The sequence below is a fragment of the Thalassospira sp. MCCC 1A01428 genome (assembly GCF_002115825.1).
Taxonomy (GTDB): Bacteria; Pseudomonadota; Alphaproteobacteria; order Rhodospirillales; family Thalassospiraceae; genus Thalassospira.
Genome location: NZ_JFJZ01000009.1, coordinates 152,254 through 172,431, shown reverse-complemented (window position 1 = coordinate 172,431; position 20,178 = coordinate 152,254). Strand labels below are relative to the sequence as shown.

20 protein-coding genes are annotated in these 20,178 nt (G+C 54.8%); 7 read left to right on the top strand and 13 right to left on the bottom strand.

Annotation, left to right across the window (positions count from 1 at the left end; translation table 11 throughout):
* Positions 1 to 85: 85 nt before the first annotated feature.
* Positions 86 to 988, top strand: coding sequence for an AraC family transcriptional regulator (locus THS27_RS10170; protein ID WP_210402876.1), 903 nt, complete (start codon positions 86 to 88; stop codon positions 986 to 988).
* 106 nt (positions 989 to 1,094) lie between these two features.
* On the opposite strand, the gene THS27_RS10165 is transcribed toward THS27_RS10170, so the two are convergent.
* The 3 genes from THS27_RS10165 to THS27_RS10155 form a co-directional block, all read right to left on the bottom strand.
* Positions 1,095 to 1,700 (bottom strand): UbiX family flavin prenyltransferase, encoded by a 606-nt coding sequence (locus tag THS27_RS10165; protein ID WP_085590425.1) that lies wholly within the window; start codon positions 1,698 to 1,700, stop codon positions 1,095 to 1,097.
* 268 nt (positions 1,701 to 1,968) lie between these two features.
* Entirely contained in the window at positions 1,969 to 2,892 is a 924-nt protein-coding gene (locus THS27_RS10160; RefSeq protein ID WP_168184866.1) for an NADP-dependent oxidoreductase, read from the bottom strand.
* Positions 2,892 to 3,377, bottom strand: coding sequence for an ester cyclase (locus tag THS27_RS10155; protein WP_085590421.1), 486 nt, complete (start codon positions 3,375 to 3,377; stop codon positions 2,892 to 2,894). The genes THS27_RS10160 and THS27_RS10155 overlap by 1 nt, the downstream gene beginning before the upstream one ends.
* A 92-nt stretch (positions 3,378 to 3,469) precedes the next feature.
* On the opposite strand from THS27_RS10155, the gene THS27_RS10150 reads away from it, so the two are divergent.
* Positions 3,470 to 4,378 carry a LysR family transcriptional regulator gene (locus tag THS27_RS10150; protein WP_085590419.1) on the top strand — a complete coding sequence of 303 codons (909 nt, stop codon included), beginning with the start codon at positions 3,470 to 3,472 and terminating at the stop codon, positions 4,376 to 4,378.
* A 33-nt stretch (positions 4,379 to 4,411) separates the two neighbouring features.
* Here THS27_RS10150 and THS27_RS10145 read toward each other — a convergent pair whose 3' ends face one another.
* Positions 4,412 to 4,996, bottom strand: coding sequence for a TetR/AcrR family transcriptional regulator (locus THS27_RS10145; protein ID WP_085590417.1), 585 nt, complete (start codon positions 4,994 to 4,996; stop codon positions 4,412 to 4,414).
* A gap of 156 nt (positions 4,997 to 5,152) precedes the next feature.
* Between THS27_RS10145 and THS27_RS10140 the strand changes: the two genes are divergently transcribed.
* Positions 5,153 to 5,914, top strand: coding sequence for an SDR family NAD(P)-dependent oxidoreductase (locus THS27_RS10140; RefSeq protein WP_085590415.1), 762 nt, complete (start codon positions 5,153 to 5,155; stop codon positions 5,912 to 5,914).
* Positions 5,915 to 6,199: 285 nt separating this feature from the next.
* Here THS27_RS10140 and THS27_RS10135 read toward each other — a convergent pair whose 3' ends face one another.
* Positions 6,200 to 7,180, bottom strand: coding sequence for a GlxA family transcriptional regulator (locus tag THS27_RS10135; protein WP_085590413.1), 981 nt, complete (start codon positions 7,178 to 7,180; stop codon positions 6,200 to 6,202).
* Between the two features lie 107 nt (positions 7,181 to 7,287).
* Here THS27_RS10135 and THS27_RS10130 point away from each other — a divergent pair, with 107 nt between their 5' ends.
* Positions 7,288 to 7,929 carry an HD domain-containing protein gene (locus tag THS27_RS10130; RefSeq protein ID WP_085590411.1) on the top strand — a complete coding sequence of 214 codons (642 nt, stop codon included), beginning with the start codon at positions 7,288 to 7,290 and terminating at the stop codon, positions 7,927 to 7,929.
* 80 nt (positions 7,930 to 8,009) lie between these two features.
* On the opposite strand, the gene solA is transcribed toward THS27_RS10130, so the two are convergent.
* The 6 genes from solA to THS27_RS10100 all read right to left on the bottom strand — a co-directional run bounded on the left by solA (position 8,010) and on the right by THS27_RS10100 (position 14,224).
* Positions 8,010 to 9,197: an N-methyl-L-tryptophan oxidase gene (gene solA / locus THS27_RS10125; protein WP_085590409.1), complete on the bottom strand. Its 1,188-nt coding sequence runs from the start codon at positions 9,195 to 9,197 to the stop codon at positions 8,010 to 8,012.
* Between the two features lie 162 nt (positions 9,198 to 9,359).
* Positions 9,360 to 10,886, bottom strand: coding sequence for a histidine ammonia-lyase (gene hutH, locus THS27_RS10120; protein ID WP_085590407.1), 1,527 nt, complete (start codon positions 10,884 to 10,886; stop codon positions 9,360 to 9,362).
* Complete coding sequence (locus THS27_RS10115; RefSeq protein ID WP_085590405.1) at positions 10,873 to 11,658, bottom strand: ABC transporter ATP-binding protein; 786 nt, start codon at positions 11,656 to 11,658, stop codon at positions 10,873 to 10,875. Before THS27_RS10115 ends, hutH begins: the two co-directional genes overlap by 14 nt.
* 117 nt (positions 11,659 to 11,775) lie before the next feature.
* Positions 11,776 to 12,510, bottom strand: coding sequence for an ABC transporter permease (locus THS27_RS10110; protein WP_085590403.1), 735 nt, complete (start codon positions 12,508 to 12,510; stop codon positions 11,776 to 11,778).
* Between the two features lie 9 nt (positions 12,511 to 12,519).
* Positions 12,520 to 13,242 (bottom strand): ABC transporter permease, encoded by a 723-nt coding sequence (locus THS27_RS10105; RefSeq protein ID WP_085590401.1) that lies wholly within the window; start codon positions 13,240 to 13,242, stop codon positions 12,520 to 12,522.
* A gap of 136 nt (positions 13,243 to 13,378) precedes the next feature.
* Entirely contained in the window at positions 13,379 to 14,224 is an 846-nt protein-coding gene (locus THS27_RS10100; RefSeq protein WP_085590399.1) for a transporter substrate-binding domain-containing protein, read from the bottom strand.
* 214 nt (positions 14,225 to 14,438) lie between these two features.
* On the opposite strand from THS27_RS10100, the gene hutC (THS27_RS10095) reads away from it, so the two are divergent.
* Positions 14,439 to 15,239 (top strand): histidine utilization repressor, encoded by an 801-nt coding sequence (gene hutC, locus THS27_RS10095; RefSeq protein WP_085590397.1) that lies wholly within the window; start codon positions 14,439 to 14,441, stop codon positions 15,237 to 15,239.
* Positions 15,240 to 15,275: 36 nt separating this feature from the next.
* Here hutC (THS27_RS10095) and hutC (THS27_RS10090) read toward each other — a convergent pair whose 3' ends face one another.
* Both hutC (THS27_RS10090) and THS27_RS10085 read right to left on the bottom strand, forming a co-directional pair.
* Positions 15,276 to 16,019 (bottom strand): histidine utilization repressor, encoded by a 744-nt coding sequence (hutC, locus tag THS27_RS10090; RefSeq protein ID WP_085590395.1) that lies wholly within the window; start codon positions 16,017 to 16,019, stop codon positions 15,276 to 15,278.
* A 104-nt stretch (positions 16,020 to 16,123) separates the two neighbouring features.
* Complete coding sequence (locus THS27_RS10085) at positions 16,124 to 17,476, bottom strand: formimidoylglutamate deiminase (protein ID WP_085590393.1); 1,353 nt, start codon at positions 17,474 to 17,476, stop codon at positions 16,124 to 16,126.
* A gap of 217 nt (positions 17,477 to 17,693) precedes the next feature.
* Here THS27_RS10085 and hutG point away from each other — a divergent pair, with 217 nt between their 5' ends.
* Together hutG and hutU are read left to right on the top strand one after the other, a co-directional pair.
* Positions 17,694 to 18,500 (top strand): N-formylglutamate deformylase, encoded by an 807-nt coding sequence (gene hutG, locus THS27_RS10080; protein ID WP_085590391.1) that lies wholly within the window; start codon positions 17,694 to 17,696, stop codon positions 18,498 to 18,500.
* 3 nt (positions 18,501 to 18,503) lie between these two features.
* On the top strand, positions 18,504 to 20,177 hold the full coding sequence (gene hutU / locus THS27_RS10075; protein ID WP_085590390.1) for a urocanate hydratase: 1,674 nt from the start codon (positions 18,504 to 18,506) through the stop codon (positions 20,175 to 20,177).
* Position 20,178: the final 1 nt, after the last annotated feature.

The window sequence follows — 20,178 nt, the reverse complement described above, 5'->3', positions numbered from 1 at the left end:
TAATGAGTCCTGAGCCTAGTTCCTGCTTTGTACTTTTTACCGTCTCGGGCATTCTCGCCCTCTAACCTGATCGGCGGAGGACTGTTTGAACCAATCTGAATCCCTTGCAGAAATTGTCCGTATCATTGAACGCTTCGTTAACGAAGATGGCCAAATCCCGACAGCGATCGACAATCTTATGATCGGTCGCAAAACAGCAACCAATCAACCCGTTCATACCGCCCAGTGGCCCTGTTTCGCCATGATTGTACAAGGGGCAAAACAGGCGACAGTGGGCACACAAAAATTATCCTATGGGCCGGGCGATTATGTGGTGGTCTCGCTTGATATGCCGGTTGAGTCATGGGTTGTTCAGGCAACCCCCGAAAAACCGATGTATGGTTTGGGCATGGCAATTAACCATGATGCCCTGAAAACCGTGATGACGCGGATCGCCTTTGATAAACGGCACCTTGATAAAAATCCCGGTTTTGGCATTGCCGTGCACAAAGCCCCTGATGCCTTGCTTGATGCGGTGTTGCGGATGATGCGTTTGCTTGAACGCCCCGACGATGTCGCAGGTCTGGCCTGCCTGATAGAGGAAGAAATTCTTTATCATTTGTTGCGCGGGCCGTTTGGGGGCACGTTATTACAAATTGCCACTGCACAAAGCCCGGCCAATCGCATCGCCGGCGCAATTGCCTGGCTGCGCGAAAATTTCAAGCAACCCCTGCGTATTGAAGACCTTGCGAAACATGTTGGTATGAGCGCATCATCCTTGCATCACCACTTTAAAGCAATTACCGCGATGACGCCGATGCAGTATCAAAAGCAGTTGCGTTTGCGAGAGGCACGCCGGTTGATGCTGGTGGAAAAACAGGATGTCGGCATGGCCGGGTTTTTGGTGGGGTATGACAGCCCGTCACAATTCAGCCGGGAATATAGCCGGTTGTTCGGCCTGTCGCCGTCGCGCGATATTGCCGCCCAGCACCGCCCCGCGCACACGTAACGCGGCATCCAGCACAAACCGTTTTGCAGGATCGTGCAAGAAAAACAGCCCAAAAAGGGCGAAAAAACCTCAATTAAGCTTGAATTTGTGTCTTTTTAGACCCCGGTTAGTTTGTAAACTGGCCGGGGTCTGTCATTGGGGCTGTCTCGTTTTCTTCGGTCCAGCGTTTTACGACGGGCAGGTGAATGTCGAGCAGGTCCAGGGCGCGGCCGGTGGTTTGAGTGACCATTTCATCGATGGTTTGTGGGCGGCTGTAAAAGGCCGGAACCGGAGGCATGATGATGGCACCGTTTTGGGTGGCTTGCTGCATAAGGTTTATATGCCCGGCATGAAGCGGGGTTTCGCGCAGCATAAGGACAACCCGGCGCCGTTCTTTCAGACAGACATCAGCAGCACGGACAATCAGTTCGTCGTTATAGGAATTGGCGATACCGCTAAGTGTTTTGATCGAGCAGGGGGCAACCAGCATTCCGGCGGTGCGAAATGAACCTGATGACACAGCGGCCCCGATATCGCGGTAATTATAGACCACATCGGCATAGGAACGGATTTCGTCGGCATCCATGTCGATTTCGGCAAGGGCGGTGCGCAGGGCCGAGGGGGAAATAATGGCATGGGTTTCGATATCGGGGACATCACGTAAAAGCTGAAGGGCGCGCACGCCATAGATAACGCCCGAGGCCCCGGTAATGGCGATGATAACCCGCTTCATGTGATGCTCTTTTCAACTGTGATCTGTATTTACCGACGGGCGGTAAACAGGTGGTATCCTTGTTACGCGCAATCTTGTCGCAGATGGCACCGGTTTCAACCATTTTCTTGTTCAATGTGAAAATGATGGCCGTTCATTACCCGGTGAATGAACCACATTATGGCCGGAAATACGACAGGTTACAGATACGACAAGGCCGCCGCCCTGCGAAGGGCGACGGCCAGAAGTGTTTTTTGGGTAGCACTGTTACAGGATAGCCCCGTCCGGATCAGGAGGTTGAGGCGACCATAACAGGTTTGCCTTTGAGGGTGCCGTTAGCGAAATCATTAAAGACAGCGATGCTATCGGCAAGGGCGAATGTCGTGATATTTGGTACGGCAAGGGGCGAGGCAAGCGCCATATTGGCAAGGTTTGCCAGAATGGCGGGATCTGTTTGCAGGAAAACAAAGCCTGTTTTAAGTGCCTTGGCGGTTGCCGTGGCTTCATCAATCGGGACGGAGACAGTGGCAATATGGGTGCCGGGCTGCACGTGATTTAAAACAGCTTTTTGCAAATGCCCACCGGCTGTATCAAGCACATGGGCGGTTTTTGTCATGATGTCGGCAAGGGCGGGGTCGGTTGGTGATACCGGCGTAGCACCAAGATTTGCAACACGGTCCAGACCATCGCCCAAAACATAAATTGGACCCGGACCTTGAGACCGTGCCAGCAAGATTGCCGCCCGGGCCACGGCCCCTGTGCCTGTAATCAGCAAAGGTGCATTTGGCCCGGAATTTAACGTATTAAGAGCCAGTTGCGCAACGCCGGCCGGGGTCGGCAGGCAGGCCGCTGTGGCGGGTGCCAGCCCGGACGGGCACAGCGCGATTAGAGTGTGGTCGAGACAGATTATGTCGGCCATTGCGCCGCCTGCCGTGGGATCAGCACGGCCCAAAACAGTATCACCAATGGCAAAGTTTTTGACCTTGCCGCCCACTGCGATAATTTCACCGGCGAAATCGGTGCCGGGAATGTAGGGGAAGGTGAGCGGGAAAAAGGCCTGCATGACGCCTTGGGACAGTTTGGCGTCAAGCGGATTGAAAGCCGCCGCCTGAACCCGCACGAGAACGTCGTTTTCGCCGGGTGTCGGGTCGGGCAAGGTAACAAGTTGGGCAGACGAAGCCGGTTGGTAGTTTACGACCTGAAGGGCCTTCATTATGCGTCTCCCTGTCCGAGGTTGGGCCATGTACCGATTTGGGCGAACAGGCCAAGCAGGTCTTCGAGGTGCCAGGTGCGTGACAGGCGGTCGCCGGTAAATTCGTGAAATTCATGAATAACGATATCGATGGGCTTGCCAGTCGGGGCGATGCCCATAAGCGGGCCATTATGGGTGCCGGTCATGCGCAGGCGCACTGCGGCGCGGTCGGCCTCGGCGATGATGTTTTCGATGGTCAGGGCCAGGTCGGGAAGGGCAGTGCGAAACATGCGAAAGACGGGTTTGATACCGTCGCGGCCCGGTTGCTGGCCGGGGCCCAGCGGGATGTCATCCCAGTTTTCGGTCAGGGCATGGTCAACAAGATCGACATCGTCGGTTGCAAGGGCCGCATACAGATTTTCCAGGGCGCGTTTTTGGCCGTTGGTAAGTGCCATTGCTTGGGACGAGGGAACGGTTGGAAGGGTTGGAAGGGTTGGAAGGGTCATTTCAGGCTCCGGTTCAAATTATGATGACCTGAAGGTAGGGAATGAATTACCATAATTGAAATCAATAATAGTTATTTGGAATTATCAATTTTATGAATTATGCGGGATTTGATTTAAACCTGATTGTTGCGTTTGATGCCTTGATGGCGGAACGCCATGTGACACGGGCCGCCCAGCGGATTGGACTGACGCAACCCGCCCTTAGCGCCGCCCTGAACCGGTTGCGTCATATTACCGGCGACGAGCTTTTTATTCGGGCACCAAAAGGGTTAATGCCCACGCCCCGCGCGATGGAGCTGGCACCGGCCTTTCGCACCATACTGGCAACGGTGGATGGTGCCTTGTCCTTGCAAACCGATTTTCAGCCTGCGGTGTCACAGCAGGTGTTTTCGCTGGCTTTGGCGGAACATCCTGCGCAGTTATTGCTGGTGCCACTGGAAAAGATGTTGCGTGACGTGGCCCACGGTGTGGATTTGCGTATTCGCGCCTTGCGTAATCGTCAGGATGCCATTCGGATGCTTGATGAAGGGCAGGCTGATTTGGCGATTGGGGTATCGCCGGGCAATGAAGCCCGTATTTTATCGCGACATTTATGGTCTGAGGAATTTGTTGGCATTGCCCGCAAGGGAACCGATGTTTCGCGTTTTGCCCGGTCGATGCGGGAGTATGCCGAAGGGCGGCATGTGCTGTTTTCGCCCGAAGCCGAAGATCGCGGCCTTGTGGATGCAGCCCTTGCCAAAGAGGGGCTTAAGCGCCGCCTTGCTGTAACAGTGGCTTATACATATGCGGTGCCGTCGCTGGTGGCGCAAAGTGACATGCTGGCAACTGTTTTAAGCGGAATTGTGCATGCCAGCGGGTTTTCTGATCGGTTAACTGTTTTTAAGCCACCCTTTGAATTGCCGGGTATTTCCTATCAGTTGCTTTGGCATCGCCGTACCGATGCCCACCCGGCACATTGCTGGTTCAGGGACGTGATTGGACAGCTATGCAGCAATTTTTAGGAAAACCGGCGGGGACGGGTGTTATACCCGCGGTTATGCCGATGGCCAGGTAGACAGGGCCTGTTCCACGATTGTTTCCAGTTTTTCGCGGCTGAACCCGGCCTTTGCTTGCACGGCCATGCCATGTGTTACCGTCATCAGGAATGCGGCCAGGGCGGCGGGTTTCGCTGTTTGAGGCAAATCGCCTTCGGCCTGGGCCTGCTCAAACCGTTTGCGAACTTTTTCTTCGCCATCGGTGCGGGCGTCGATCAGGGCCTGACGCACGGGTTCGGCGTCGTCCGAACCGGCAAGAACACCATTAATGCCCAGGCACCCGGGATGTTCGGGATAGCGGGTATTGAGATCGATTGTTTTATAGAGCAGGTGGGTGGCAACTGCGCGTGCGGTTGGCAATTGTAATGCTTCGGGGATGAAATCCAGATAACGGTCATAATAACGTGTCAGAGCGTGGCGAAACAGTTGTTCCTTGTTGCCAAATGCGGAATACAGCGCCGGGCGTTCAACGCCGGCAGCTTTTGTCAGGTCAGCATAAGACGTGCCTTCATAGCCTTTGCGCCAGAATACGCACACGACGGCATCAAGTGCTTTTTCTTCGTCTATCTTGCGAGGACGTCCCATTAATTCGCACCAATCGTTTTCATAAGGACCATTATTAAACTGCTTGACAGCTTGTGTCCAGTTTCGTAACAGTCATTATATTAATGATCGTTACAAAACTAAATCCCGGATTTTTCCCATCAGGAACGCCGGGATTTTACAAATTAAGGATTGGCTATGACCAAATCTCTGAACGGAAAAGTTGCTATTGTTACCGGTGGATCACGTGGGCTGGGTGCTGTGATTGCCGAACAGCTGGCGGAGCGCGGGGCCGCTGTTGCCATTACATATGCGACATCGGCGGACAAGGCAGAAGCCGTGGTGGCAAAGCTGAAAGCTAAAGAGGCGCGGGCCATTGCGATTAAAAGTGATCAATCAGACCTTGCATCGGCAAAGCCGTTAATTGATGCTGTCATGGCCGAGTTTGGCCAGCTTGATATTCTTGTTAACAATGCCGGTATCGCCATTCAGGGCCACAAGGTTGATGATCCGGCATTGGACGGTGATGCCTATAACCGCCAGTGGCAGGTCAATGTACTGGGCACCATCGCCAATACCCGGGCTGCTGCCCCGAAAATGAATGATGGCGGGCGTATTATTTTTATCGGATCGCTTTTGGGGGCATATGTGCCATTTCCCGGTGTGGCTGATTACGCTGGAACAAAAACCGCCCTTGTTGGTTATGCCCGCGGGATTGCCCGTGATCTTGGCCCGCGCAACATTACCGTGAATGTTATTCAGCCCGGCATTATGCCCACCGACATGGCAGCCGACGTTGCCGGTGAACTGCCCAACCGGGATGCCATCCTTGATATGCACCCGATCCGGCGCATTGCCACCCTGGAAGAAGTGGCCGATGCCGTTTGCTTTATGGCCGGGCCATCGGCCGGTTATATTACCGGTGAAACCCTGAATATGGCGGGCGGCTTGGGTATTTAAGGGCCACCGGTACCCTTATTTCCGGAAAATAACATGACTGAAAAATGCGATGCAACGTTAAGCGTGCACGCGGGCTGGCCCCGAGGTGCCTGACCTGGAAAATGCCGAATTGTCGGGGCCGAAGGCCGAGGCGATGATCAAGGCAACAGACTGGTTTCGGGCAATCAGGGTTAGTTGATGTAAAACAGTCAGACTTTAATAACCTTGTATTGGAAGCGGCAGAAATCCTATGGTTTCTGCCGCTTTTTTGTGTATGGAAACCGGCGTGAAAACGCTTTCACCTTGTTAATCGGTATGGATGATACCGTGACGTTTGCGATAGTCCGCCGGGGTGATGCCAACCCGCCGGACAAAGGCACGTCGGAACGTATCGATATCGCCAAATCCACACAGGGATGCGACCTGTTTGGGGGCAAGATTACCATCGTGAAACAGGGTTTTGGCATGTTCGATCCGCACATTTTCAATCCAGTCGGCCGGGGTGAGGCCCACTTCATCATGAAACAGCCGGGAGAAATGGCGCGGGCTTAAGCCGCTGCGTGCGGCGAGGGAGGCGACGGTGTGTTTTTTGTCTGGCCGGGTGCTGACCCAGCGCTGTACTTCCTGCAAGGCGGCGCGACCGGTTGGTGCGAGAGTGCGGTTACGGCGAAACTGCATTTGCCCGCCCGGACGTTTGAAAAACATTACCAGTTGAGCCGCGATATCCTGGGCGAGGGCGGGGCCCAAATCCTCGGTCACCAGCGCAAGGGCCAGATCCATGCCAGCGGTTACACCGGCAGCTGTGCGTAACCGTCCGTCGCGGGTATGAATGGCATCAATATCGAGAATGATATCGGGAAAGTGCAGCTTTAAGGTGTCGGCGACGGCCCAGTGCGTTGTAACCCGGCGATGGTTGAGCACCCCGGCATGGGCCAGAAAAAATGCCCCGCTGCACACCGACCCGTAGCGACGGGTTGTTTTTGACATATGCGTTAGCCAGGTTTTAAGTGCCAGCGAGGGTGTGATCTGATCAGCGTGCGGGGCGCCTGCTACCAGCAGGGTATCAATACCGGTGCATAGAGTATCGGCAATGGTTAAATCCGGCAGGATTTTTGTGCCTGATGACGTAGTAAGTGACCCCGTATTTTCGGTGATGATTTTCAGGTCATAATAAACACTGCCACGTTGGCGATTGGCTTCGGCAAAGACATCCAGCGGGCCTGAAATATCAAGCATCTGGGCACCATTTGCAGCAAAAATGGCCACGGTTCTGGTTGACGGGGGCATGGCGACCGTATTTATCCTGTTTTGGCGGAAATCGTCGTATTACGATAATTGAGGACAGAATAGGCAAGGCGATACACTTTGGCAATTCACAATTAACGGAGTTGACCATGACCGCTTCACTTGCCGAAATCGCCATTCCTGATAGCGCCCTGACGCGCGAGATTACCGAATTTGTGCGCGACACTGAAACCGATCTTTTGTTTCACCATTCCAGCAGGGTTTATTATTTCGCCGCCGCGACGGGCCAGCGAAAGGGTATGACATTTGACGCCGAACTGCTTTATGCCGGGGCGATGTTTCATGATATGGGCCTGATGCCCGGTCACAGTAGTGCTGATCAGCGATTTGAGGTTGACGGGGCCAATGCCGCGCAGCAGTTTTTAAAGGCGCGCGGCATTTCGCAGCAGGATATCGATATTGTTTGGACATCCATTGCCCTGCATACCACGCCGGGCATTCCGGAACATATGCACCCGGTTGTTGCGCTGGTCACAGCCGGTGTCGAGATGGACGTGCTGGGTATGGAATATGAAAAATTCCCCGATGATCAGCGTCGCGCCATTGTAAAGGCCCATCCGCGCCAATCCCGTTTCAAGGAAGAGATTATTCAGGCGTTTTACGATGGCATTTGCCACAAACCGCATACCACCTTTGGCAATGTCAAAGCGGACGTGATCGCCGATAAGGAGCCCCATTTCCACCGGCATAATTTTTGCCAGGTTATTCGTAATTCACACTGGGCAGGCTGAACATGATACGGCCCCGCAACCGGGTAGTTGCGGGGCCGATCAGGTAGATTTGGCGAATGTGTTTTACCGCGTTGCGGGTATCACCGCGGTAAAACAAGCTCTTCGGTTTTTGTGGCTTTTGCGTGTTCGGCGGCCTTGATCAGGCGATCAAATGTAAAGGCATCCACGGGTAAATCGGTGCCGCCTTTGGTGGCCTGGTCGGCTAGAATTTCGCCGATGACGCTGGTAAATTTAAAGCCATGGCCGGAGCAGGGGGACGCGACGATAACGCGGTTTTCGCCGGGGAGATGGTCCAGCAGGAAATCTTCGCCCGGTAACATGGTGTAGCGGCAGGTGGTTTCGTTTACCCGCCGACCGTCCATGCCGGGCAGGCTTTTGGCGGCAAAGGTGTCAAGAAGGGCGCGGTCAGCGTCGTTGACGGCGGGGTTCGGGGCATCGGGGTTGATGCTTTCCATGAAATGGGCATGGCGGCCAATTTTTACACCATCCGGGCCGATTTCGGGAAAGCCGAAGAACGAACCGTTTTCGCCTTCATCGCGCAAGAACGCGGGCATACGGACCGGGTCGGTGGCGAAACCGTTGGCCGGGCGATACCATGCCACCACCTGACGGATTGGATTGGCGATGTTTTGCAAGGCTGGAATTAATTGCGAGATCCACGACCCGGTGGCAACAATGACCTTGCTGGCACGATAGGTATGTTCGCCCGCAACAATGTTAACGCCATTATCATCGGGGTCGATCTGATCAACCTTTGAGCCCATGTGCAAGGCGGCCCCATCGGCAGCGGCCATGCGCAGATAACCCCAGATGGCGGCTTCGGGTTTCAACCAGCCACCTTGCGGGTCAAGTAAAGCAATTTCATCGTCTTCCAGCCCGAAAACCGGAAATCGTTTACGCATTTGATCTGCGCTAAGTTCATCGCAGGATAAATTGTGCATGTTGCAAGAGGCGCGCGTGCCGGTGATGATTTTGCTGTCGGGTTTGCCGATTTGCAACACGCCGGTAACGTGCAAAATGCGTTCGCGCAGGCGGGTTTCAAGGCTGCGCCAGTTTTCATAGGCACGGTGTAGCAAGGGGACGTAGCTGGGGTCTTCGAAATAACCAAGGCGGATCAGGCGGCTGTCGCCATGCGACGAGCCAAGGCCATGAGCGGGGCTGGCCGCCTCGAACCCGATAACCCGGACACCGCGGGCTGCCAGAAATGAGAGGGCGGCACTGCCCATGGCACCAAGGCCAATTACGGCAACATCATAGCGGGTAGTCATGGGGCAATCCTTTTGGTTTTACCGGTTATACCCGGTTTGATGGCAGCAGGTTTTGATGACCCGGATTTTATATCTTTGCCAGTGATAACAGCCAGTTTTTATTAAGCAGGCACAGCAAACAGGGAAGCGTCGGCTTTGCCCTGTTTGCACGGCACATACGATTTAGGCTGGCGCCGGTATGGGGGCCGGTTCGCTGGTCGCAATAAGGTGGCGCAAGGTTTCGAGGTCGTTACCAAGGGCGTGGTCGTCGCCATAGCTTGGCAACAGATTGCGGACCTGATCATAGATGGCGTTCGTACCCGGTGCGCGCATTTCGGCCCCGTTTTTAACATCGGCAGCAACCAGATCGGCGGCCTGAACGGCAGCGAGCAATTCAATTGCCAGAACCTGTTCGGTATTATCGAGCACCTGAAGCAATTTGTTGGCCGCCGCCGTGGGATGGGCAAGGTAGTCTTCCTGAAGGGCGGAAGTAATGCCGCCATCAAGGCTGGCGGGCGCGCCCAGACGGCGGTTCTCGGCGGCAAGGGCGGCCGCGGTATATTGCGCAATCATAAGGCCGGAGCCAACACCGGGATCGTTGGTAAGAAAGGCGGGAAGGCCGCTGACCAACGGGTTTACAAGCCGGTCCAGACGCCGTTCAGACAGCATGGAAAGCTGGGAAATGGCAATGGCCAGACCATCAAGCGCCAGGGCAAGGGCCGGGGCAACGGCGTGAGCCTCGGAGGCGACCTTGGGGTCGTCCGGGGTGCCATGAACGATGGGGTTGTCGGTAACGGACGCCAGTTCCTGATCGACGATTTGGGCGGTGTTGGCAAAAACATCGCGGACAGCGCCGTGGGCGTGAGGGGTGGCACGCAGGCTGAGCGCATCCTGGGTGCGTTTGCCCAGGGAAAGATCGATCAGGCGGCTATGTGCCAGGCGCGCCCGCAGGGTTTTACCAACATGCTGAATGCCAGTTGATTTGCGCAAGGCAAGGATATTTTCATCAAACGCGGCCATTTGCGCACCTGATGATTCAAGCGTGATGGCGGCAACCGCATCGGCCCAGTCAGCCAGACGATAGGCGCGTGCAAGCGCAAACGAGCCCAGACCGGCAGAACAGGAAGTACCATTTACCAGACTGAGCCCTTCCTTGGCTTGCAAGGTAAGGGGGGCAAGGCCGATTTTTGCCAATGCGTCGGCACCCGGCATTGTTTCGCCGTTCAGGGTGGCCTGACCGTGCCCGATTAATACCAGGGCGATATGGGCCATATGCACCAGATACCCGGCCGACCCTTTGGACGGCACCGAGGGAATGCAATTGTAATTTAGCAACGCCTGAAGGGCGGCAACCGTGGCCGGGCAAACCCCGGAATAGCCATGCGAGAAATTGTTGATTTGAGCGGCAATAATGGCGCGAACGGCAGGGGCGGGCAGCAACGGCCCGGTGCCACAGGCATGGCTGAGGATGATATTGCGTGAAAGCTGCGCCTGTGCGCTGCGGTCCACCACGTTATCGGCCAGCGCGCCAACGCCGGTGGTAATGCCATAGGCGCGAATGCCACGGCTGACCAGCGCATCGACTATCAGGCGACCGTTGGTAATGCGTTCGGCCGGGGCGCGGGCAATTTCAAGCGGGGCGCCATGGGCAATGGCGGAAACATCGTGCCAGGTCAGGCCAGTGTCGAGAACAACATTATGCAGCGTCATTTTCGGTTTCCATATGCCGGATGAATTGCTGGAAATAAGGGGAGCCTTTGCCGCCAAACATATCTTGCGGGGTGCCGTCGCAATCGATCTGGCCTTCGCGCATGAAAATGACACGGTTGGACACATTGCGGGCAAAGCCCATTTCGTGGGTGACGACCAGCATGGTCATTTTTTCGGCTGCCAGGTCGCGCATCACGCGCAAAACTTCGCCCACCAGTTCGGGGTCCAGTGCCGATGTCGGTTCGTCAAACAGGATGACTTTTGGTTTCATGGCAAGGGAGCGGGCAATGGCGGCGCGCTGTTTTTGCCCGCCTGAAAGATGGGCGGGGTAATAATCCTTGCGATCGGCAATGCCGACTTTTTCCAAAAGGGCCTCGGCCTCGGCAACACATTCTGCGCGGGGGCGTTTTTGCACATGAACCGGGCCTTCGATGATGTTTTCAAGAATGGTCATATGTGACCATAAATTAAACGATTGAAACACCATGCCGAGGTTGGTGCGGATGCGGTCCAGCTGTTTGCGGCTGGCGGCACTGCGACCGTGCGAGGTGGTTTTCATGGTGATTTCTTCGCCGTTTACCACAATGTCGCCGTCATCAGCGGTTTCAAGCAGGTTAATACACCGCAGGAAGGTGGATTTACCCGACCCGCTGGCCCCGAGCACACTGATAACATCGCCGTCATGGGCATCAAGCGAGATGCCGCGCAGAACTTCGTGGGCACCAAAACTTTTGCGGATGTTGCGAACGGAAAGCCTGGGAGTGGCAGACATGGGTCGATCCTTTTGAAGAATGGCCGATTTTGGTGGGGGCCGGTTACATCCGGGGCTGATGACGGGGCATGGCGGGATGAAACCGGTTTTGACGGGTTAAAGGCAGTTGTGGCGTTTTTAAGCGCGTGAGCCGAAAAAAGCCGACAGCACAGATGGTTTGCGTTCTGCCGGGCGGCGGTCATGGCGGTTTAGCCGGTGTTCGATCAAAGCCAGAACCTGCAAGATCAGGAAATTAAGGATCAGATACAGGGCGGCGGCGCACATGAAAACTTCCATTGTGCGGTAGGTTTGCGAGATAAGCCGCTGGGCGACACCGGTGATTTCCCAAACCGTAACCAGGCTTGCCAGCGCGGTTGATTTCACCATCAGGACGATTTCGGTGGAATAGGCGGGCAGGGCATGGCGAAAGGCGATGGGCGCGATGATACGGCGCAACAACAAAAAGCCCGACATACCCGCAGCCCGTGCCGCTTCGACTTCGCCTGGCGGAACAGCGCGCAGGCCGCTTCGGAAAATTTCGGCAGAATAGCCGCCGGTACAAAGGGCCAGGGACAGGACCGCACAGACAAATGGTTCACGAAGGGCTGGCCAGACAAAGCTGTGACGAATGACGCCAAATTGACCAAGGCCATAAAAGACTAGAAACATCTGGATCAATAGCGGAGAGCCGCGAAAGACAAAAATGTAACCCTTGGCGAAATTGCGGGCGACGATGTTGTTGCTAACACGCATGGTGACAATCAGCAGGGCCAGCAAACCACCAAAGAAAATGGACAGCGAAAACAACCCAAGCGTGGTGGGCGTTGCCGCAAGCAGGGCCTTCATCGTGGAAAGAAGAAATGGAAAATCCATGACCGGCCCCTATACCTGACCCATGCCGCGCGGCATGGATTTGTTGCTGCGACGTTCGGCGGAATTAAACACCCGTTCGGAGAAGCTGGTCAGTACCAGATAAAGCAGGCCCCCAACGATATAGAACATGAAATATTGCCGGGTAGAGCCAGCAGCGACCTGTGTGGTGCGCATAAGTTCGGCAAGGCCGGTAACCGATATAAGGGCGGAATCCTTAAGCGAAAGCTGCCAGACATTGTTTAGCCCCGGAATGGCAAAGCGCAGGATTTGGGGTAAAATAATGCGGCGAAGGCAGCGCATCGGGGGCATGCCAATGGATGATGCGGCCTCGATCTCGCCTTTGGGAATGGCGCGATAGGCGCCCCGGTAGACCTCGGCCTGATAGGCCGCCGAAATAAGGCCAACGGCAAGCGCACCGGCAAGGAAGGACGGCATACCAAGGAAGCCCTGAATGCCCATGGCCTGACCAATGGCGGTAACGGCACTGGAGCCGCCAAAATAGATCAGATAAATGATCAGCAGTTCGGGAACGCCACGAAAGATTGTTGTATAGGCGGTACCAAGGGCGCGCGCCCACCAGCGATTTGAAAGTTTGGCCGCGGCAATGATGGCACCAATAACGGCCCCGATTGCCAGCGATGCCAGGGTCACACAAAGGGTTAGTGCCATGCCGGTCAGGATGAGTACGCCCCAGCCTTTTTCGCCAAAGCCAAGTAAAGTGAAGATTTCCATGTGCCAGGCCTTCATGTTTCAGGACGGCTTGGGGGCGATACTGCGGACATGGCAGTAACGGGGAAGAACAAGGGCAGAAAGCGCGATGTTAGGGCAAGGGAGGGGCGCGCTTTCTGCTTTTTGGATATGCGCGGAATTATTCCGGGCTGACGTCGGTGCCAAACCACTTCATCGAGAGTTTTTCAAGGGTACCATCGGCAATGGCGGCCTTGATTGCCTCATCGAACATGGCTTTCAGTTCGGTATCTTCCTTGCGCAGGCCCAGGCCTTCGCCGGTGCCAAAAACGTTACCGGCGATTTCGGGGCCGGTGATGGCCATTTCTTCGTCGGCAGTTTTAAAGGATGCAAGAAGATTGGTGGTGTCATCGAAGCCAAGATCGATACGGCCGGTTTGCAGGTCGAGGTCGCGTTCGGCACCGTTTTTGTATTCGCGGATGGTGGCGACATCCTTGAAATTGTCATAGATGAATTTGGCATAGACCGTACCGGCCTGAATGCCAATGGTTGCGCCATCAAATGCCTTGCGCATGGCCGCAATCTGGTCTTTGCCACCGGAATAATCCGGGGCCATTTTGACAACATCACCAGTGCCGACAGCTTTGGCATAATCGCTTTCTACCGGGGCGGCAAAGGCGGCGTGGGTGTTGGCATAGGGAATGGAGAAAGCGATGACTTCCTGACGTTCCGGGGTGATCGACAGGGCATCCATGACCACATCAAATTTGCCTGCATTCAGGCTGGTGATCATGCTGTCCCAGTCAGATGCGACCAGGGTGCATTCCACTTTCATGTGGTCGCACAGATAGTCGGCCAGTTCGGGTTCAAACCCGCCCAGTGATCCGTCGGGGTTGGTGCTGTTCCAGGGGGCATAGGCCCCTTCGAGCGTGATCGTCACGTTTTTCCATTCTTTGGCCTGTGACGGCGTAACACCGGCAACCGCGCACAAAGCACAAGCTGCCAAAAGAACTTTTTTGAACATCATTGGTGAAGTCTCCTTCGAACGACTGAAGCGAATTGGCCCTGATAAAATTCCGGCATACTCTGATATGTTTTTTATAACGGCTTGTCAGCGTCAGAGGTGAGGCCGAAACATTTTCGTCTGTAGTTGTATATGTAACATATGACACTTTTTTGCGCGCATCAAACAAAAAGTGTATTATATGTGCAGTGCAAAAACTACGCAGGAACGGGTTAAAATGACAAAAATCAACGGACAGCGGCCAACCCGACAGAAAAAAGCAACTTCGTTGTTTGCTGGCGAGACATTGCGCGAGGGAAAAGACGGCGGCGGACCTTTGTATCTGGAGGTGAAACAGATGATTCTGGGGCGAATCCATCGCGGAGAATGGCCGCCCAATCATCGGATTCCATCCGAAAATGAACTGGTTTCCGAGCTGGGTATTAGCAAGATGACGGCCAACCGGGCGTTACGGGAACTGGCCCATGAAGGCGAGCTGGTACGGGTGCAGGGGGTGGGGTCTTTTGTGGCCCAGAAAAAGGGTTATTCCGCCCTGTTTGAAGTACGTAATATTGCCGAGGAAATCGCAGAGCGCGGCCATATTCATGCGGCATCCGTGGTGGTTTTGGCCGACCAGGCCGCATCGCCCGATGTTGCCGATGCCCTGGATATCGAGATAGGCGCGCCGGTGTTGCATTCGCTGATTGTGCACCGTGAAAATGATGTGCCGGTGCAGATAGAGGACCGGTTTGTGAACCCCGAACTGGTGCCCGATTATTTGGCGCAGGATTTTTCGGTAATTACGCCGAATGTGTATTTATCGCAGATCGCGCCATTGACCGGATCGGAGCATGTAGTTGAGTCCATTCTGGCCCAGCCATGGGAGGCAAAATTGCTGGTTATTTTGCATAATGAGCCGTGTTTGATGATCCGGCGGCGGACATGGTCGGCAAATGGAATCGTTTCGGCGGCCCGGTTAATTTATCCTGGTACGCGTTATCGGCTTGAAAGCCGACAGGGCAAAACAACTTCCAGCTAAGATTTAGGCAAAATATTGGCTTAGTTGTATATGGAACTAAAAACCCGAGGATTTTCTTGTGGGGTCGGTGGGGGTAAATCGGGCAACCAGGGCGTGGCGGTCGCCCGGATATGTAAGGCGCACATGAGTGACGGGGCCATTGTGGCTCCAGGTGCGACGCTCAATCACCAGGCAGGATGTGCCAGGGGTAACGCCCAATGCGCCACTATACCAGGTATCGGCCCCAACCGATTTGATCAGATGTTCGGCCGTGGTCCAGGGGATGTGACTGGTTAGCCATGGGCCGGGCGCATCGGCAACGAAGTCTTCCTGTTTTGCTTCGGGCACAACGGCAAGGTTGATCAGCCGTTCTTCAAGGCAGAAAACACGCGGGCCTGCATAATGCTTGCCAACCACTTCAACAATATCGGCTGCGTCGGGCAGATCGAGGTTTTTCATATCCCCGGGGCTGCTGATACGCTGGACGCGGCTGGTGCGTGAATAGCGGTAGGGCAGGCCAAGCGACTGGACCTCGGATTTGATATCGTGAATCTCGAGGATGGCGGATTGTGCCTGGGGCTGGGTAACAAAGCTGCCCGATTTTTTGCGCCGTTCAATCAGATTGGCCTTGGCAAGCTGGCTTAGGGCTTTGTTCACGGTCATGCGCGAGCAATTATATTGTTGGGCCAGATCCATTTCATTGGCGATACGGTGGCCCGGCGGCCACGCGCCGGAAAGTATGCATCCTTCGATATCACTGATGATCTGCTTATGCAGGGTGGGGGTTTTTGGTGCCCGCATGGATCCTGTTTCATTCCCGTCTGGTGTGCCTGCACCCCTTTTAGCCGATCGGAAAGAGCAAGGGAAAACAAACTCGTAAAAAAGCGGCTGGGCCGGGGTGGGCGTTATGACGCAAGCAAGTTGCGCATGGTTGTTTGAAAACGCGGTGCAATATGATTGCGGGCGATATGGCGACCATTTTGCACCACTTTTTTACCGCGTACCCACACATCGCCAACTGTTATGGTTTCGGCAAAAATCCAGGCATCAAGTATGTGATCTTCGCTGAGATAAGATGCCTCGTCAGTATTTAGCGAAATGAAATTGGCGGTTTTTCCTGCTGAAATGCCGGTATCGGCTGCCAATGCAGTGGCCCCACCCGCAAGGGCATGATCAAACAGGGTGCGCCCGGTAGACGAGGATACATTGGCAATGGCATTGCGCGAATGGTGGTGCAGACGCTGTGAATATTCCAGCTGGCGCAATTCGGATGGAATGCTGATTTGCACGTTTGAATCCGAGCCGATGCCAAATTTACCATTTTGCGCCAAAAAGGTTTCGGCGGGGAAAGTGCCATCGCCAAGGTTGCCCTCGGTAATCGGGCATAACCCGGCAATGGCACCGGTTTGGGCCATGCGGGCTGTTTCATCATCGGTCATGTGGGTGGCATGGATCAGGCACCATTGCGAGGACAGATCGGTGTGGTTTAGCAGCCATTCAACCGGGCGCTGACCGGACCAGGAAATACAGTCGTTTACTTCAAGAAGTTGTTCGGCAATGTGGATATGAATTGGGTTGGCGCCGACCATTTGCGAGACAGCGGCAAGTTCATCGGGGGTGACAGCACGCAGGCTGTGCGGGGCAACGCCAACGACCATGCCATCGTGATTTTTCGCCGTATTGTTGCAACCGTTAATCAGCTTTTCAAACTGATCAAGGGAATTGATAAAGCGGCGCTGCCCGTCGGTTGGGGCGGTGCCACCAAAACCGGCATGGGCGTAAAACACCGGCAACAAGGTTAAATCGATGCCGGTAGCGACTGCGGCGCAGGCAACACGGTCGGCCATTTCGGCAATATTGGCAAACGGGCTTCCGTTTTTGTCGTGATGCAAATAGTGAAATTCGCCAACGCGGGAAAAACCGGCTTCGAGCATTTCCATATATAACTGGCTGGCGACGGCCTCGACATCATCGGGCGTCATTGACAGGGCAAAGTGATACATGTTGGTGCGCCAGCTCCAGAAGCTGTCGCTGCCGGTGCCGCGCATTTCGGCAAGACCAGCCATTGCGCGCTGAAAGGCGTGACTGTGCAGGTTGGGCATGGCCGGGACAATAACGTTATGGTGTTCGTCGCCTGGTCGGGCGGCGCAACCGGTTTCAAGGCTGGCGATTTTACCGTTAGTCACGGTCAGGCGGGCATCCTTTAACCAGCCATTTTGCCCCAAAAGCGATTTTACATGCAGCGTGACTGTACCCATAGCCGTGTCCCTGATCTTTCGTTAAGGCCCGATTTTTGCGGAGCGCAAGAAATATGTTGTTTTGCTTTCCATTATGTATATACATAAAAACAAGTAAGGAAAAGACTCAATTCCAATCAGGTGATCGCAATTTTTTTAATCGTCGTTATAGCCGGGCTTTAAAAGCCGGTATTTTAGATGGTTAAGGACACGCAAACGAGGCGGGAGACATTCCATCATGAGTGTTTTTGACGTTAAATCCGGTTCGTCGCCGGTGATACTGGCATTTCCCCATACCGGCACTGATGTGCCAGAGGATGTGTGGGCAAAGCTGAACGATAATGGCAAGATCCTTGCTGATACCGACTGGCACATTCACGAGATGTATGGCGATTTATTGCCCGGCAGTTCGTTGGTCCGCGCCCTTTTTCATCGTTACGTGATTGATGCCAACCGCGACCCGTCGGGGCAAAGCCTGTATCCGGGGCAAAACACCACCGGGCTGGTGCCAGATACCGATTTTGACGGTAAACCGATTTGGCAGGACGGGGCAGAACCCGATGAAGCCGAGATCAAACGCCGTTATGAGCTGTTTCATGTGCCCTATCATCAGGCGTTAAAAGCCGAGATTGACCGGGTAAAAGCACAGCATGGCGTGGCGGTTCTTTATGATTGCCATTCGATCCGGTCGCATATTTCGTTTTTGTTTGAGGGCAAACTGCCTGATTTTAACATTGGCACGAATAACGGCACCACATGTGACCCCCGTATCGAACAGGCCGTTGTGGATGTGTGCGAACATGCCAACGGGTTCACATCGGTGTTAAATGGCCGGTTTCGAGGGGGCTGGACGACGCGGCATTATTCGGACAAAGCCAATAATATTCACACCATTCAAATGGAACTGGCGCAATCATCGCATTTGGCGAGCGAAACACCACCATTTGATTATGACCCGGCCCATGCTGCGCCGTTGCGCACACATTTGAAAACCATTTTGCAAAACATTGAAAAGATCGCCTTTGATCTTGCCAAGGGGAACTGAACCATGAGCAATCCGCGCCACAATATCCGTGAAATCATCGCGCCGCATGGCAGTGAAATTACTGCCAAGTCCTGGCTGACCGAAGCACCGATGCGTATGTTGATGAACAATTTGCACCCCGATGTTGCCGAAAACCCCCATGAATTGGTGGTTTATGGCGGCATTGGCCGGGCAGCACGGACCTGGGAAGATTATGACCGCATTATTGCGTCGTTAAAATCGCTGGAAGATGACGAAACATTGCTGGTGCAGTCGGGCAAGCCGGTGGGTATTTTCCGCACCCACAAGGATGCCCCGCGTGTTCTGATTGCCAATTCCAACCTGGTGCCGCATTGGGCAAATTGGGACCATTTCAACGAACTCGATAAAAAGGGTTTGATGATGTATGGCCAGATGACCGCCGGTTCCTGGATTTACATTGGCAGCCAGGGCATTGTGCAGGGGACGTATGAAACCTTTGTCGAGGTCGGACGCCAGCATTACAATGGCGATTTGAAAGGCAAATGGGTTTTAACCGCCGGTTTGGGCGGTATGGGTGGTGCACAGCCCCTTGCGGCTGTGATGGCCGGGGCCTGCTGTTTGGCGGTTGAATGCAACCCTGACAGCATCGATTTTCGCCTGCGTACCGGCTATGTCGATGCGAAAACCGACAGCCTTGACGAAGCCCTGGAAATGATTGACCGCTGGACCAAGGCAGGCGAAGCCAAATCGGTTGGTCTGTTGGGCAATGCAGCGGATATTGTGCCCGAGCTGGTGCGCCGTGGCGTGAAACCGGACCTTGTGACCGACCAGACATCGGCCCATGACCCGGTAAACGGATATCTGCCCAAGGGCTGGAGCATGGGCGAATGGAAAGCCAAGCGCGAAAGCGACCCGAAAGCAGTTGAAAAGGCCGCCCGTGCCTCGATGCGGGTGCATGTTGAGGCGATGCTTGCCTTCCACGAACAGGGCATTCCGACCATCGATTACGGCAATAATATCCGCCAGATGGCGAAGGAAGAAGGGCTGGAAAACGCCTTTGATTTCCCCGGTTTTGTCCCGGCCTGCATTCGTCCGCTGTTTTGCCGTGGTGTTGGCCCGTTCCGCTGGGTGGCCCTTTCGGGTGACCCGGAAGACATTTATAAAACCGATGCCAAGGTAAAGGAAATTTTGCCTGATAACCATCATTTGCATAACTGGCTGGATATGGCGCGTGAACGCATTTCCTTCCAGGGTTTGCCCGCGCGTATTTGCTGGGTTGGCTTGGGCGACCGTCACCGGTTGGCGCTGGCCTTTAACGAAATGGTGGCCTCGGGCGAGCTTAAGGCCCCGATTGTGATTGGCCGTGACCATCTTGACAGTGGCTCGGTCGCATCACCGAACCGCGAAACCGAAGCCATGCAGGATGGATCGGACGCGGTTTCGGATTGGCCGCTTTTGAATGCGCTTCTGAATACCGCATCGGGTGCAACCTGGGTCAGCCTGCATCATGGTGGCGGCGTTGGCATGGGCTTTTCGCAGCATGCCGGCATGGTGATTTGTGCTGACGGCAGCGAAGATGCCGCCCGTCGCCTGGAACGTGTTTTGTGGAACGACCCGGCAACAGGTGTGATGCGCCATGCCGATGCCGGTTATGACATCGCCCTTGATTGCGCGCGCGAACATGGCCTGCGTTTGCCCGGTATTTTGGGTAACTGAT

Bases quoted from the DNA above. Each gene is read 5' to 3' on its own strand.
- THS27_RS10165 (WP_085590425.1), bottom strand. From the start codon at position 1,700: ATGAAGCGGGTTATCATCGCCATTACCGGGGCCTCGGGCGTTATCTAT.
- THS27_RS10160 (WP_168184866.1), bottom strand. From the start codon at position 2,892: ATGAAGGCCCTTCAGGTCGTAAACTACCAACCGGCTTCGTCTGCCCAA.
- THS27_RS10155 (WP_085590421.1), bottom strand. From the start codon at position 3,377: ATGACCCTTCCAACCCTTCCAACCCTTCCAACCGTTCCCTCGTCCCAA.
- THS27_RS10150 (WP_085590419.1), top strand. From the start codon at position 3,470: ATGAATTATGCGGGATTTGATTTAAACCTGATTGTTGCGTTTGATGCC.
- THS27_RS10145 (WP_085590417.1), bottom strand. From the start codon at position 4,996: ATGGGACGTCCTCGCAAGATAGACGAAGAAAAAGCACTTGATGCCGTC.
- THS27_RS10140 (WP_085590415.1), top strand. From the start codon at position 5,153: ATGACCAAATCTCTGAACGGAAAAGTTGCTATTGTTACCGGTGGATCA.
- THS27_RS10135 (WP_085590413.1), bottom strand. From the start codon at position 7,180: ATGCCCCCGTCAACCAGAACCGTGGCCATTTTTGCTGCAAATGGTGCC.
- THS27_RS10130 (WP_085590411.1), top strand. From the start codon at position 7,288: ATGACCGCTTCACTTGCCGAAATCGCCATTCCTGATAGCGCCCTGACG.
- solA (WP_085590409.1), bottom strand. From the start codon at position 9,197: ATGACTACCCGCTATGATGTTGCCGTAATTGGCCTTGGTGCCATGGGC.
- hutH (WP_085590407.1), bottom strand. From the start codon at position 10,886: ATGACGCTGCATAATGTTGTTCTCGACACTGGCCTGACCTGGCACGAT.
- THS27_RS10115 (WP_085590405.1), bottom strand. From the start codon at position 11,658: ATGTCTGCCACTCCCAGGCTTTCCGTTCGCAACATCCGCAAAAGTTTT.
- THS27_RS10110 (WP_085590403.1), bottom strand. From the start codon at position 12,510: ATGGATTTTCCATTTCTTCTTTCCACGATGAAGGCCCTGCTTGCGGCA.
- THS27_RS10105 (WP_085590401.1), bottom strand. From the start codon at position 13,242: ATGGAAATCTTCACTTTACTTGGCTTTGGCGAAAAAGGCTGGGGCGTA.
- THS27_RS10100 (WP_085590399.1), bottom strand. From the start codon at position 14,224: ATGATGTTCAAAAAAGTTCTTTTGGCAGCTTGTGCTTTGTGCGCGGTT.
- hutC (WP_085590397.1), top strand. From the start codon at position 14,439: ATGACAAAAATCAACGGACAGCGGCCAACCCGACAGAAAAAAGCAACT.
- hutC (WP_085590395.1), bottom strand. From the start codon at position 16,019: ATGCGGGCACCAAAAACCCCCACCCTGCATAAGCAGATCATCAGTGAT.
- THS27_RS10085 (WP_085590393.1), bottom strand. From the start codon at position 17,476: ATGGGTACAGTCACGCTGCATGTAAAATCGCTTTTGGGGCAAAATGGC.
- hutG (WP_085590391.1), top strand. From the start codon at position 17,694: ATGAGTGTTTTTGACGTTAAATCCGGTTCGTCGCCGGTGATACTGGCA.
- hutU (WP_085590390.1), top strand. From the start codon at position 18,504: ATGAGCAATCCGCGCCACAATATCCGTGAAATCATCGCGCCGCATGGC.